The organism is Belliella kenyensis, from assembly GCF_022549675.1.
Taxonomy (GTDB): domain Bacteria; phylum Bacteroidota; class Bacteroidia; order Cytophagales; family Cyclobacteriaceae; genus Belliella; species Belliella kenyensis.
Genome location: NZ_JAKZGR010000001.1, coordinates 174,731 through 188,464, shown reverse-complemented (window position 1 = coordinate 188,464; position 13,734 = coordinate 174,731). Strand labels below are relative to the sequence as shown.

Below are 13,734 nucleotides of genomic sequence, written 5' to 3'. Positions count from 1 at the left end.
CTTATTTTTTTAAAACGCCCGAAATTGTAACTTCTTGCTCTTCTGCCAATTCGTAAAAAACCACTTTTGGAATTGCTATTTTGTAATCAGAAAGCTTTATGACAAATTTGGATTCAAATGCCAATTCATTTGAAGAAGTTTTTTGAACACTCGCTGGAATCTCTACTTGCTTTTCAACTCCATGAATTTTGAAAACTCCGACTACAAAAACCTCATCATGGTTCTTTTGATCAAATTTTGGGAGGGTTTTGAACTTTCCCGTAAACTCTGAAAAAGGATATTTCTTAGTTTCTAGGTAATTTTCCCTCATGTGCTTATCTCTTAAAGAGATTCCTGTTTTGAGGGTATTCAAGTCTATAAAAAAATCAACCAAGTTCTTGTCCACATCTATCAATCCATTGAGATTGCTTGAAGTACCTACAAACTCATTGAGAGGAGCTTTCGACAGGAACTCTGCTTTTCCCTTCTCCGTCTTGTACACCTGTGCGAAAGCATCCTCTGCTAGAGTGGTGATAAAGCAAATGATAATGAGCTGAAAGACCCTTTTCATTAGCTTCTATTAATAGTGAGTGTGTTACCTGATACGCTGTTTGAAAACGACTGAAGTGGTCTTGTAGCTGGACCAGTGACTACGGCTCCACTTGTAGTAAACCTAGAGCCATGACAAGAGCATACAAACTGATTATTGTTAAGTGACCAATTTCTATCGCAATTTGAGTGGGTACAGACCGATGTTAGAGAATTGAACCCACTACCTACATTGATGACAAGCATTCTTGCAGAAGTGATCAAAATCCAACCACCTTCATTGCTCAATGATGGCACTTGACTTAAATCTATTACTACAGAGCTGTCATTTACTGTAATCCCATTCTGAGGGGTTGCTGGTGTATTGCCACCATTGGGAGAATCGTCATCAGAACCACAAGAAGTGAAAAAGCTGGCTCCAAAGAGCGACATGATAGTGATTGCTCCTGATTTTTTGAGGAAAGCTCGTCGTTCTTGACTAAGTCTCCCGCTTTTGAAGTTGTCTACATTTTCCATGATCACATTTACGATAAGGTATTTACTATTGGATGAGAGTATTACCTTTTAAAATGTGAAATGTTTAGACAAATTTTTTAGAAATACTTTTTATTCATTATTTCACTGAGAACAACCGCATCTTTTACGTTTTGAGGATCTTGCAAGAGTTTTTTGTACCGATTAGCACCTTTTTGCCTCTTATCTATGTCTTCTCCTACAGTTCCTATACCTATTAGGTCTGAAGAAAGCCTGACTTGTTCATCAAGTGTTTGCAACTTTGGCACTTCATGTTTACTGATGGTGCCAGAGTATTTATCAAAGGCTGATGCATATTTTTTTTCGCCCTCATATTTGTCTGAACTCGTCTGAACTGGCTTCGTTCGATTAGGAATATGAGCATCACCTTGGCCGGTATTTTCAAGATCTCTTCTCTCTTCATTTTGTCCCTTTCTGATCTCTTTGAGCAGGTCTTCAAAAGATTGTGGTCTTGGTCTATCTTCTGTGGGATTTTCTGGAGGTGATGGTGGTTGAGCGATATCTTTACCACCTTTTTTGATGGCTGTGTATATGAAGTAGATGATGATAGCGACTACATATATGACGTTTCCTATGTTATCCACGATTTTTTCTTTTTGATGAATCTAATATAGTTATAAATTTGCTATCTATTCAAATTTTAAAAGTGGAAGCATGCTGCTAAGTAAGCTAGAGATAAAAGGTTTCAAGAGTTTTGGAGATCGGATGGTGATTCATTTTGACAAAGGAATCACAGGAGTGGTTGGACCTAACGGTTGCGGCAAATCCAACGTAGTTGATGCAATTCGTTGGGTATTAGGCGAACAAAAATCAAGAATGCTTCGATCTGATAAGATGGAGAATGTCATTTTTAACGGTACCAAAAATAGAAAACCTACCAACTTAGCAGAGGTGTCCTTGACATTTGAAAATACTAAAAACTTACTTCCTACTGAATATACCCATGTGACCATCACTAGGAGGTATTATAGAAGTGGCGAAAGTGAATATTTGCTCAATGGTGTGACATGCCGGCTAAAAGATATCACTAACCTATTTATGGATACGGGTATCAATTCCAACAGCTATGCTATCATTGAACTAAAAATGATAGAGGAATTACTTAATGATAAGAATAACTCTAGGCGTGACCTTTTTGAAGAAGCAGCTGGAATTTCAAAATTCAAAGCTAGAAAAAAAGAGACCTTGAGAAAGTTGGAAGACACTGATGGTGACTTGGACAGAGTCGAAGATGTACTTTTTGAAATAGACAAGAACCTTAAAAGCCTTGAAAAGCAAGCCAAGCAAACGGCAAAATACTTTGAAATCAAGCAAGAATACAAAATCGCTAGTATCAACTTAGCCAAAAAATCAGTAGCCTCTCACAGTGACTCTCTGATCAAGTTACATGAACAAATTGAACAGGAGAGTGATAAGAAAATTATGCTCAGCACTAAGATTTCTGAAAAGGAATCCATGCTTGAGCAGGTCAAATCTGAGCTTATTCACAAAGAAAAATTGTTGAGCTCAAGACAAAAGACACTCAATGAGCATGTCAATAAAATCAGGCAATTTGAGTCTGATAAAAAGATCAAGAATGAAAGATTAAGGTTTTTAGAAGATAGAGCTCAAAAACTTAGAGAGCAAATAGATGTTGACCGAAAGTCAAATGATAGAGCTGGGTTTAGTATTCGATCCTTAGAGCAAGAATTGGAATCAGCAAGAAAGATCTTGGCAGAAAAGGAATTCACAATAGAGCAACTGAAGGTTGATTATGATCAACAAAAAACTTCTTACACTGAAATTCAAGAAAAGCAGAAGGAATTCAATAAAGAATTTGCCTTAAAAAAGGACTTGGTCTATCAATTATCCAAAGATAAGGAAATCAAACAGATACAGTATTCTACTTTAAAACAAGAATTAGAAAAAACTGCCTCAGATGATTATTCTCAAGAAGCCAACTTGGCTGACTTTGAAGATAAGCTGGTGATTTTGAAAGAAGAGCTAGACAAAAGCCAAGAAGAACTTATCAAACTCAAATCTAGGGAAGAGGATCATAATAGGAAAATAGAAGAACTCAACAAGCTGATAGAAATGATCAGGGAAGAAGTAACCCAATCATCTAGAAAACTTGACGCCAAACAAAATGAGTTTAACCTAACAAAATCATTGGTAGAAAACCTTGAGGGATTTCCAGAAGCCATCAAGTTCCTCAAGAAAAATACATCATGGAGCAAGGATACACCGCTACTTTCTGATATTCTTACTACAGAGGAAAAATATCGAGTGACCATTGAGAACTTCCTTGAAGGCTACATGAACTACTATGTCGTAGACACTCAGGAGCAAGCCATTGCAGCAGTAAATCTACTAAGTGATGCGGCCAGAGGAAAAGCAAACTTTTTTGTATTGGCTGATTTTGATAAATTCCAATCATCACAATCCAAATTATTTCCAAATGCAATTCCTGCCACTGAAATCATCGAATACGATGAAAAATATGCTAAACTCATCTCTTTCATCCTTGATGATGTATATTTGGTAAGGGGTGAATTCAATGATTTCCCTACGGATGCCCAAAGTATTTTTATTTCTGAAAGCGGAAAATTCACCAAAAGGAAGTTCAGTATATCTGGCGGTTCGGTGGGACTTTTTGAAGGAAAACGAATAGGTAGGGCCAAAAACCTGGAGAAACTCGAAAAGGACATCAAAGAACTGAGCAAAAAAGTAAGTCAAACTAGATCAAACTTGGATGGCAAGCTTACTGATCTACTCAAACTCAAAGAAGTAAGTTACAAACTTCCTATTGAAGGACTTCAAGCAGAAATTGCCGAAATCAATCAAGAGTACGTTTCTATCCGTACCAAAAAAGAGCAATTGGCTGAAATGCTTTCTACCAATGCCAACAAGAGAGAAGATATCTTAGAGAGAATTGAAGAGTTAGAAAACAGTCTCAATGAAATCACTCCAAGACTTGATGATGAAAGAGCGAAGTTTGAGTATTTGGAAATAGAACTCGAAACGCTCAATGAACAACTACAAATTGAATCAGAGCTTTTGAGTCAAAAATCTACTGCATTCAATCAAGATAACATCTTATTTCATCAGCAAAATAATAAAGTAACTAGTCTTGAGCAGGAAATTTCCTTTAAGAAAAGTGCTTTCGAAAGCAGTAAAGAGAGAATAGAGAAATCACAACTTGAACAAAGTTCAATTGAGCAAGAAGTAAGAACCCTTCTAGACAATAATGAGATCAAAGACGATGAACTTATTGAACTTTACGCTGAAAAAGAAAGCATAGAAAAAGGTGTAAACGAAGCTGAAAAGGACTATTATGCTTCCCGTGGTGAAATAGATACCAATGACAAACAAATCAGAGAATTGCAGAAAAGCAAAGAAGGAATAGACACCATCATCCAAGAATATACGAATGCCCTCAATGAAGTAAAGCTAAAGCTAAACTCTATGAAGGAAAGATTAAGTGTAGAATTTGAAATTGACCTTGACCAGCTCATGGAAGAAAATCCATCCATAGATGAAGATTATCTGACTATGGATGATACACAAATCAGGCAGATTGTACAAAAAAATAAAGAAAAACTAGAGAAAATTGGTCCTATCAATCCCATGGCCATGGAAGCTTATGAGGAAATCAAAACGAGGCATACCTTTATCACATCACAGAGGGAGGATTTGATCAAAGCTAAAAACTCTCTCATCGAAACCATTAAAGAAATAGATGAAGTAGCCAAAGAAACATTTCTTGACGCATTTGAAAAAATTAAAGAGAATTTTGTTAAGGTGTTTAGGTCTTTGTTTACCAAAGAAGATGATTGCGATCTAAGGTTGGTAGATCCAGAAAATCCTTTGGATAGCCCGATAGAAATCATGGCTAAACCAAAAGGAAAGAGACCTTTGACGATCAATCAACTCTCAGGAGGAGAGAAAACATTGACGGCCACTTCCCTACTCTTCTCCATTTATCTTTTGAAACCTGCCCCATTCTGTATTTTCGATGAGGTAGATGCTCCACTTGATGATGCCAATATTGATAAATTTAATAACATCATACAGACTTTTTCCAAGGAATCTCAATTTATCATAGTCACTCACAATAAAAGAACCATGGCAAGCACTGATATTATCTACGGAATTACGATGATTGAGGCTGGTGTTTCGCGTGTCGTACCTGTAGATCTGAGGGAATTGGTTTAGTTGTATTAAGAGTAGAAGGATTTTTTTATCTAGACTATGGTATTACGAAAAACCACACGATAATCCAGCTGAGGGTAAGGTACATTACTATATGTTGCCCCTTCAGGGCGGAGGTTAGGAAGTCGTCTAATACACCCAAGGCGCTGCCTTGGGTTAGAGGTGTAAAAGGCCTTCAGCCTTGGCACAGGAAACTATCACAAGTCACATTCGTCCTGAAACGACAGCATAATGACTAAACCGAATACTTCCCTGACAGATAAGCTACTCCTCTATAAAGCAACTGTTCGCAAAACACCACTTCCCTTTCAGAGAAGCCTGTACCTAGTTTGGTTTATTTAATTAAAAAATACATTTTTAAAAATTCTCTTTAAATTTATTTCATTTTTTAATGATAAAATATTAAATTAACATTTCATATTAACCAAAATAACATAAAACTATGGGTATACCTATCATTTCTAATGTAGTAAACGGAATCAAGGGTGGATTAAAGGCCACACTTCAAGGAACTGCTGACACAGGAAGTGTTTTAGCAAATTCTGTAAAAAATGTTGCTGTGACCACATTGAAAGGCACAGGAGAGTTAGTAATCAAAGGCGTTATCGATTTTAAAAGATTAAATCGTGACCTGTGTTAATTTAAATGATTAATAGCCACTGAATAACTTGAGATTGTGTCAGACCCTCATTATTCAAGTGGTTATTTTTTTAGATTTATCTATTCTATTGTTTATTTCTACTTCATTAGAAGTAAAATAAAATACTGCCTTAGATATTTGAATTATCTAAGCTTGCCATCAAAATTCGTTTTTTAAAAAGAGGTTGTTTATCTCAAGATTTAACAAAATCATTGTTCTATTTTTCGTCTTAACCAGTTACTTACTGCTTGAAATGATTCTTCCTTTGGATTGAGCAAAAGATCATCAATCTTTTTCAAACTCCCTCCTAACATCAAATTTTCATAAAGTGGGATTCTTATAAGTTTATATCCGTGCAGCCTGCTCACAAGATCATATTGTGCATCATTGTAAGCATTCAGTTTCCACCCAGATGAACCATTGCCTGAAAGATCACCTGCTACCTCTGATTTACCAAAAACTTTCTCAGCTATGGGAGGTCCATCCCAGATCCTTGTCTGTATACCAGACTTCAAACATTCCCTTTCAAATGTCCTACACATTCTTTTATAAGCCTCTACCCAGTTGTATGAAAATGACTCATAAAGATCAGATTTAAAAGTACTTAACCTATACCTATTAAAGTGTACTTGATCATCATAAACAAATAGGTTTCTATTGATTTTGAAATCAAACTTGAGATGATCTAGTAGAGGAAGTTGACTCACTTTACCATCTAGTAATGATAAAACCTCACGAAGTATTTCTTCTCCTTTTCCTTTTACATAGGCTGGATTGACTTCAAGGTGGAACTCCTCTTCGATTTCAATGCCAGATTCTTGCAAAATTTTTAATAGATGGTTAATTTTTATATGATGCACAATGTTTAAGTTTATTATTCTTCACTTTCGCGCCCCTATCAATACTTTATAGAATTTTTGCCTCAATTTTGGATTAGCAACAATTAAAATCTAAGATCAAAATATCTTAAACCTAAAGTAAATATTCTAAATAAAGTATTGTTGATCTTGTGGATATTCAAGTTAAACTACTTTTCAAAAGAAATGATGGGTTAATCTTCAATCACTTTTACAGGAAGTGTGTCTGATTCGCTTGGAGCCATTCTTTCTTTCAGATTTCCTTTAGAGCCAGGAAATGTGGTACGAGTAGAAATGTCATAACCTATCCACAACATTGCTAGAAGAAAACAAACTGCTAAAATTAGAAATATGACTTTGTTTCTATTCATCTTCGGCACTTACTAGGATTGGATAATTTTTTGTGATACAAAATTAAACTATATCCTCAACAAAAAAAACATTATGTATATACGGAACTTTGCCAATGACATAACAAAATTCCGATTTATCTAACTTCAGATATAAATTGATATTGGATACTTATGGATATTGACCATTAGCAACCTGTTGAGCCAATGAATTTAAGTTACTGGCAAAAAAGCGTATAATCAGAAAAAACATAATCGATTTGACTAAAAAGCACAAATAAAATAGCTGTTTATTAAAAAATATTCTAAATTTCGAGCATGTAACCTTGGCTGTTTTAGTTACAAAAAACATTTAAATTTATTCAAACCGCAAATTTATGTATCAAATTGTAGTTCCCCAGACTATCTTCCAGTTTTTTGGTGAGGATGACGTTGAGATGATCAAGGAGATGGTTCAGATCATAATAGATACCAACATTCAAGACCTAAAAAAATTGGACGAATTTTATAATGATGAGAATTATGATTTGATCAAACGTAAGTGTCATAAAGCCAAACCTAGTATGAGTTATATTGGAGCAATACAAACAAGAAAGCTTCTAGAAAGTATTGAAGAAGATCTAGAGAACTCTCAATCCACTTATGAGCTACTCAAATCAGATTTAGAAATCATTGAGAAAGAATTAAAAGAATTTTTAAATACACTATAAAACTTTTTGGATTAAAAGTGAGCTATTTTTGGAGGTTTCTTTTAGATTAGAAATCATTTATAATTCATCAGTTCCGATATCCTTTTGACCATTTATACACTTTTAGAAGATTTTTCGACTGAATTGCCTATTATTGAAAAAAATGTATTCAAAAAATATGAGGAAAATTCAACTGTTATTTGGGATCATTCTTATATCCCTTACAAATGGGTTTGCACAAACTCAATTGAGCGTAGAGCATATCATGCAAGATCCAAAATGGATGGGTAACTTCCCCTCTAGTGTAAGTTGGGATGAGCAAGGTAAAAACATTTACTTTAATTATAATCCTGAAGGTAATCCTGCTGATTCGCTGTATAAGATAAATATCAATGCTACTGGAAAAATTGAAAAAGTAAGTTTAGAAGAGCAAAAGAAACAAGTACCTAGGTTTACCAATTCAAATTTAAATCAAAGCAAAAAATTGTTTGTTGAGGATGGTAATATCATACTTTTTGAAGTTGCTACTAACTCAAGAAAGACAGTTTTGAATCTCGGAGAGAGAATCAGCTCTCCAAAGTTCCTCGCTAACGAAGACCTGATTAGCTTCGAAATGTCAAGTAATTTGTATGTTATGGACCTAAAAACAGGTAAAATAGAGAAAAAGACAAATATCAAATCAGGCAACAAACCAGTAAGTAGAGAAGAGCAAAAAATGGGCGAAAGGGAAACTTGGCTCAAGAAAGATAACTTAGAACTCCTTCAAGTAGTCAAAGAACGAGAAGAGGCTAAAGAGGCTTCAAAAATCTACCGAGAAGCAATCGCAGAAGAAGAAAAGTTTGCACATTACTTGGGAACTGGACAAGCAATGAGTCTCCAGCTTAGTCCTGATGAAAAGTATGCCACATTTTTACAATTCATTCGAGCTGAAAACAAGAGAACTGTAGTCCCAGATTATACACACGCTTCTGGCTATACTACAGATATCAATACCAGGTCCAAAGTAGGTGACGAAGCTTCCAAAGTAGAGCTCTTTATTTATGATATTGATAATGAAAAAGTGTATAAGGTCAGTACATCAGATTTAGAAGGAATTACTGATTTACCGGACTATACCAAAGATTACCCCGAGAAAACTTGGGAGGCTAAAGAAAGAAGCGTGTCATTAGGATCACCAATTTTCTCACCCAATGGGAAGCATGCAATTGTAAACATCAGGTCAGATGACAACAAAGACAGGTGGATCGCTAGAATCAACCTTGAAGATGGATCACTTAAAGTGTTGGATAGGCAGCGAGATGAAGCTTGGGTGGCAGGACCTGGAATTGGTTCTTCTTTTGGTGGAGGAACTTTAGGTTGGTTACCAGACAACAAGCATATCTATTTCCAATCTGAGGAGACTGGATATTCTCATTTATACTTATTAGATGTAAATTCAGGTTCAAAGAGAGCTTTGACCAATGGTCAGTATGAGGTGTTCAGTCCATTTATTTCTAAAGACATGAAATCATGGTACCTCACCACATCTGAGGTACATGCTGGAGAGAGGCATTTTTATAGAATGCCCCTAATGGGTGGAAAAATGGAAAAATTGACTTCCATGACTGGAAATAATGACGTGTCTCTTTCTCCTGATGAAAAGCATATAGCAATATTGTACTCTTATAGCAATAAGCCTTGGGAGCTATATTTAAAGCCAAATGACACAAAGTCGGAAGCTAAGCAATTGACTAACGGTCAAAGTGAAGCTTTCAAAGCGTATAATTGGAGAGACCCTGAACTGGTTGCCTTTAAGGCCCAAGATGGAGCAAATGTACCTGCTAGACTATATAAACCAGAGCCATCAAAAAGCAATGGCGCCGCAGTAATATTTGTACATGGAGCGGGTTATTTACAAAATGTTCACAAATGGTGGTCTAGTTATTTTAGAGAATATATGTTTCATAATCTCTTAACTGACATGGGGTACACTGTATTAGATATTGACTACAGAGGATCAGCTGGATATGGAAGAGATTGGAGAACAGGCATCTACAGACACATGGGTGGAAAAGATCTATCAGACCAAGTCGATGGGGCAAATTTCTTAATCTCTGAGCATGGAGTTCAAGCAGGGAAAATAGGAATCTATGGAGGAAGTTATGGAGGTTTTATTACCTTGATGGCCTTATTCAATGCTGCTGATACATTTACTTCGGGAGCGGCTTTGCGTTCGGTGACTGATTGGGCTCACTACAATCATGGCTATACTTCCAATATACTCAATGAGCCTTTCAATGATCCTATTGCCTATAAGAGGTCATCGCCAATCTATTTTGCAGAAGGTTTGAAGGGCAACTTGTTGATAGCGCATGGTATGATAGATGTGAATGTTCATTTTCAAGATGTAGTCAGATTAGCCCAGAGACTCATTGAGCTTGGCAAAGACAACTGGGAAATGGCTGTATATCCTGTAGAGGATCACGGTTTTGTAGAACCAAGTAGCTGGACAGATGAATATAAGAGAATACTAAAACTTTTCAACGATACACTTTTAGATTAAAATTATGAATTTGAAACCATTCATTCACCACCTTTTAGGATGTAGTATATTGATCGCATCTTGCAGTCCTATTAAGGAAGAGACACGAATCACAGGCTTGATTGCAGAGCAAGCGATGGTAGTATCTGCCAGAAAAGAGGCATCACAGGTAGGTGTTAGCATTTTGCGAGAAGGTGGAAATGCTTTTGATGCCATGGTAGCCACTGAGCTAGCTCTTGCCATAGCATTCCCATTTGCAGGCAACTTAGGAGGTGGTGGATTTATGGTTTTCAGAAAGGCTGATGGAGAGATAGGGTCAATAGATTATAGGGAAAAAGCTCCACTTGCAGCCACAGTGGATATGTATCTAGACGAAAATGGGGACGTCATTCCAAGGCTAAGTACCACAGGTGCCTTGGCTGTGGGAGTACCTGGGACCATCGCGGGGATTTTTGAAGTTCATCGTATGCATGGTAGCTTGCAGATTGAAAAAATCCTCGCCCCTGTCATTTCTTTAGCAGAAAAAGGCGTAGTAGTCACCGAAAGACAAGCTGCAAGTCTACAGGCAAATTTATCGATATTAACAGAAGTAAATGGTCCAAATTCCAAGTTTTCAAAGACATACCAGGCTGGTGATACTATCAAATACCCTGAATTAGCCCAAACACTCCGAAGGATAGCTACTAACGGAAGAGATGAGTTCTACAAAGGTGAGACAGCTCAAAAACTAGTCGATTTCCTTACAGAAAATGGTGGAATTATTACCCTAGATGATTTGGCATCTTATGAGGCAGTATGGAGAGAACCTATTCAATTTGACTTTCAAGGTCATACCATTACTTCGATGGCTCCACCGAGCAGTGGCGGTGTGACTATCGCTCAGATACTAGGCATGATCGAAGGCTTTGATCTAAAGAATTTTGGTCATAATTCACCTGAATATATTCAGGTTTTGGTCGAAGCTGAGCGTAGAGCTTATGCAGACAGAAACTTCTTTTTAGGTGACCCTGATTTCAATTTCATTCCTACGCTTCAAATGATGGACAAAAATTACTTGAAAGAAAGAATGAGTACATTCAATTGGGATCAAGCTACAAAATCAACAGATGTAGCACATGGGCAGATCAACTTTCAAGAAAGTGATGAAACTACCCACTACTCTATCATGGATCAGTTTGGCAATGCTTTGGCCATTACTACAACACTAAACGGTGCTTATGGATCCAAGTTGTATGTAGAGGAATTGGGATTTTTCCTCAACAATGAAATGGATGATTTCTCTGCAAAAACAGGAGTGCCTAATATGTTCGGACTTATAGGTGCGGAAGCCAATAAAATAGAACCTGGTAAAAGGATGCTCAGCTCTATGACACCAACTTTAGTAGAAAAAGATGGCGAAATACTTATGATCGTAGGAACACCAGGGGGATCCACCATCATGACCTCTGTAGTGCAAGCGATTCTCAATGTGATCGTATTTGAGATGAGCATGCAAGAGGCAGTGAATGCACCTAGATTTCATCACCAATGGCTTCCCGATGAAATTCGATTTGAAAAGGATGTCTTCACTCAAGTGACCTTCGATGCTCTGAAAAGTAAGGGATATCTTATCAATGAATCACCTTCCCCTATCATTGGAAAAGTTGATGCCATATTGAAACTTTCTAATGGAAAACTAGAAGGTGGTGCAGATCATCGTGGAGATGATGCTGCTGTAGGATTTTGATTCAAGATAAAGTCTGTAATGTCCTCAAGGAGTTGGTAATTTATCGTTTCCTCTATTTTCGCATATTCATCTATGGCACCTGTTTGAGCTGCTTGAAATAGGTGATTAAGATTTTCATACACTTTCAAAGTAAGTAAATCTGACTTAGATTCAAATATCTCTGATATCCTATTTGCATTTTGAGCAGCATTGACTTGAAGATCTTTAGAACCAAAAGCAGCAAAAGTAGGAATGTCTATATTCTGAATATACGTATTGGGATCCATTTTCAAAAAATTCAACATCCATAGATCTAATTTTGCTTCATAAGCTTGCTGTAACTTGCCAAGCTCTGATTCAAATAAAGATTCAGGTACATTAAGTTCTTTTAATTCCTGCTCAAATAAGGCCTTTATTCTAGGCTTCACCTCTTCAACTGTTTCACTATCAACGATTATTTTGTAGACCTCTTGGTTTCTATTTGTCATCATTTTGACGATTTCTTCACTCGCTCCTGCTACCCTGGTCACATCTTCAGTTTGCTTTTTCATCATTTCCGTGATAGGCATGACAGGACCCGCCAGAGATATGAGAAAAGCTAAATCATCCCTATCATCACCCAACATCCAAGTAATCAATCCTCCTTCACTATGACCTATTACCCCTATAAGATCAGGGTTTATTTTATCCTGCTTCTTCAAAAAATCTATAGCAGCACTTGCATCTTCCATGAAATCTATCGTGGTGGCGTCAGCAAAAGAACCCGAAGACTCACCTACCCCTCTTTCATCATAACGCAACACAGCAATACCACGTGATGTCAAATAATCAGCCATCACCCAAAAGGGTTTATGTGCCATCATTTCATGGTCTCTATTCTGAGGGCCAGATCCACTAATTAATATTACACCAGGGTATGAATCCTCATCCGACGGGGTCGTAAGTGTACCTTTGAACATAATATCTGCTTGGTCATTCCTAAAACTTACTTCTTTGATTTCGTAATCAAATGGCTCAACAGGATGCTGTGGTCTCCTTGGCATAACTTCATCAGCGATTCCATCTCTGATGCGTCTGAAATCCAAAGGTAGCTTCATTCCCCCTTGTGAAAAGTTCCCTTTAATTTCCTCATTTACCATTACCCCTTCATAGAATGCATTACCTACGCTCATCTCAAAACTAAGCATCATGCCATCAAAAAGTACTTTGCTCATCTTAATTCCCATCGCTCCTTGGCTTGGACTATCTATACTTCCCTCCCATTCTCCATTAGATTCATTGAGGTGTATGATAAGTGGCAGCTTTTGACCCATTACAGCTAAGTCACCTTTCCAAGTCCCTTGTGCTGTTTGGGAATAAGAATTTGTCAAACTGAAAATCAAAATTCCAAATAGCAATAAAACTCTGCTTGTAAAATTCATCATGATTAGTTGGCGTTAAGAGTTGGTTTTATTCACTTACCCATGTAAATATATTGAAATTTTTTGTTAAATAATTAATACTTTAAGATGCATACTTTATAGAAAAATTCAGATAACCCCTCTTTGAAAGCTATAAAATAGGTAAGATTTCTTTATGAATGTAAAATCATGTATCCCTTATAGAAGCTATATCGTTAGGAATAAATAGAAATATGGATATACGGAACTTTGCCAATAACATTACAAAATTCCGATTTATCTGACTTCCGATATAAATTGATATTGGATACTTATGGAT

The 13,734-nt window shown here is 36.6% G+C and carries 11 protein-coding genes; 5 read left to right on the top strand and 6 right to left on the bottom strand.

Translation table 11 applies throughout. The features are described 5' to 3' along the window. Position 1: 1 nt before the first annotated feature. From MM214_RS00725 to MM214_RS00715, 3 genes are all read right to left on the bottom strand, one after another. Positions 2 to 550, bottom strand: a complete 549-nt coding sequence (locus MM214_RS00725) for a YceI family protein (protein ID WP_241290884.1) — start codon at positions 548 to 550, stop codon at positions 2 to 4. Further along, positions 550 to 1,044, bottom strand: a complete 495-nt coding sequence (locus MM214_RS00720; protein ID WP_241290882.1) for a QcrA and Rieske domain-containing protein — start codon at positions 1,042 to 1,044, stop codon at positions 550 to 552. The genes MM214_RS00725 and MM214_RS00720 overlap by 1 nt, the downstream gene beginning before the upstream one ends. 77 nt (positions 1,045 to 1,121) lie before the next feature. Further along, positions 1,122 to 1,646, bottom strand: a complete 525-nt coding sequence (locus MM214_RS00715) for a hypothetical protein (protein ID WP_241290880.1) — start codon at positions 1,644 to 1,646, stop codon at positions 1,122 to 1,124. 70 nt (positions 1,647 to 1,716) lie between these two features. On the opposite strand from MM214_RS00715, the gene smc reads away from it, so the two are divergent. Together smc and MM214_RS00705 are read left to right on the top strand one after the other, a co-directional pair. Next, a complete protein-coding gene (gene smc / locus MM214_RS00710) occupies positions 1,717 to 5,256 on the top strand; it encodes a chromosome segregation protein SMC (protein ID WP_241290878.1) in 3,540 nt (1,179 codons plus the stop codon). A 439-nt stretch (positions 5,257 to 5,695) separates the two neighbouring features. Continuing rightward, positions 5,696 to 5,893 (top strand): hypothetical protein, encoded by a 198-nt coding sequence (locus tag MM214_RS00705; protein WP_241290876.1) that lies wholly within the window; start codon positions 5,696 to 5,698, stop codon positions 5,891 to 5,893. A gap of 209 nt (positions 5,894 to 6,102) precedes the next feature. Here the strand turns inward: MM214_RS00705 and MM214_RS00700 are convergent, their stop codons facing one another. Then, on the bottom strand, positions 6,103 to 6,753 hold the full coding sequence (locus MM214_RS00700; protein WP_241290874.1) for a DUF7255 family protein: 651 nt from the start codon (positions 6,751 to 6,753) through the stop codon (positions 6,103 to 6,105). Between the two features lie 191 nt (positions 6,754 to 6,944). Next, positions 6,945 to 7,121, bottom strand: a complete 177-nt coding sequence (locus tag MM214_RS00695) for a hypothetical protein (RefSeq protein WP_241290872.1) — start codon at positions 7,119 to 7,121, stop codon at positions 6,945 to 6,947. Between the two features lie 356 nt (positions 7,122 to 7,477). On the opposite strand from MM214_RS00695, the gene MM214_RS00690 reads away from it, so the two are divergent. The 3 genes from MM214_RS00690 to ggt all read left to right on the top strand — a co-directional run bounded on the left by MM214_RS00690 (position 7,478) and on the right by ggt (position 12,036). Then, the gene (locus tag MM214_RS00690) at positions 7,478 to 7,810 is read left to right on the top strand and encodes an Hpt domain-containing protein (RefSeq protein WP_241290871.1); all 333 of its coding nucleotides are present in this window, start codon (positions 7,478 to 7,480) and stop codon (positions 7,808 to 7,810) included. 157 nt (positions 7,811 to 7,967) lie between these two features. Continuing rightward, positions 7,968 to 10,331 carry a S9 family peptidase gene (locus tag MM214_RS00685; protein ID WP_241290868.1) on the top strand — a complete coding sequence of 788 codons (2,364 nt, stop codon included), beginning with the start codon at positions 7,968 to 7,970 and terminating at the stop codon, positions 10,329 to 10,331. Positions 10,332 to 10,335: 4 nt separating this feature from the next. Beyond that, positions 10,336 to 12,036: a gamma-glutamyltransferase gene (ggt, locus tag MM214_RS00680; protein WP_376856752.1), complete on the top strand. Its 1,701-nt coding sequence runs from the start codon at positions 10,336 to 10,338 to the stop codon at positions 12,034 to 12,036. Here ggt and MM214_RS00675 read toward each other — a convergent pair. Next, the gene (locus tag MM214_RS00675; RefSeq protein ID WP_241290866.1) at positions 12,003 to 13,439 is read right to left on the bottom strand and encodes an alpha/beta hydrolase family protein; all 1,437 of its coding nucleotides are present in this window, start codon (positions 13,437 to 13,439) and stop codon (positions 12,003 to 12,005) included. The genes ggt and MM214_RS00675 overlap by 34 nt on opposite strands. Positions 13,440 to 13,734 lie beyond the last annotated feature (295 nt).

Coding starts and splice junctions, on each gene's coding strand:
- MM214_RS00725 (WP_241290884.1), bottom strand. CDS start 550: ATGAAAAGGGTCTTTCAGCTCATTATCATTTGCTTTATCACCACTCTA.
- MM214_RS00720 (WP_241290882.1), bottom strand. CDS start 1,044: ATGGAAAATGTAGACAACTTCAAAAGCGGGAGACTTAGTCAAGAACGA.
- smc (WP_241290878.1), top strand. CDS start 1,717: ATGCTGCTAAGTAAGCTAGAGATAAAAGGTTTCAAGAGTTTTGGAGAT.
- MM214_RS00705 (WP_241290876.1), top strand. CDS start 5,696: ATGGGTATACCTATCATTTCTAATGTAGTAAACGGAATCAAGGGTGGA.
- MM214_RS00695 (WP_241290872.1), bottom strand. CDS start 7,121: ATGAATAGAAACAAAGTCATATTTCTAATTTTAGCAGTTTGTTTTCTT.
- MM214_RS00690 (WP_241290871.1), top strand. CDS start 7,478: ATGTATCAAATTGTAGTTCCCCAGACTATCTTCCAGTTTTTTGGTGAG.
- MM214_RS00685 (WP_241290868.1), top strand. CDS start 7,968: ATGAGGAAAATTCAACTGTTATTTGGGATCATTCTTATATCCCTTACA.
- ggt (WP_376856752.1), top strand. CDS start 10,336: ATGAATTTGAAACCATTCATTCACCACCTTTTAGGATGTAGTATATTG.
- MM214_RS00675 (WP_241290866.1), bottom strand. CDS start 13,439: ATGATGAATTTTACAAGCAGAGTTTTATTGCTATTTGGAATTTTGATT.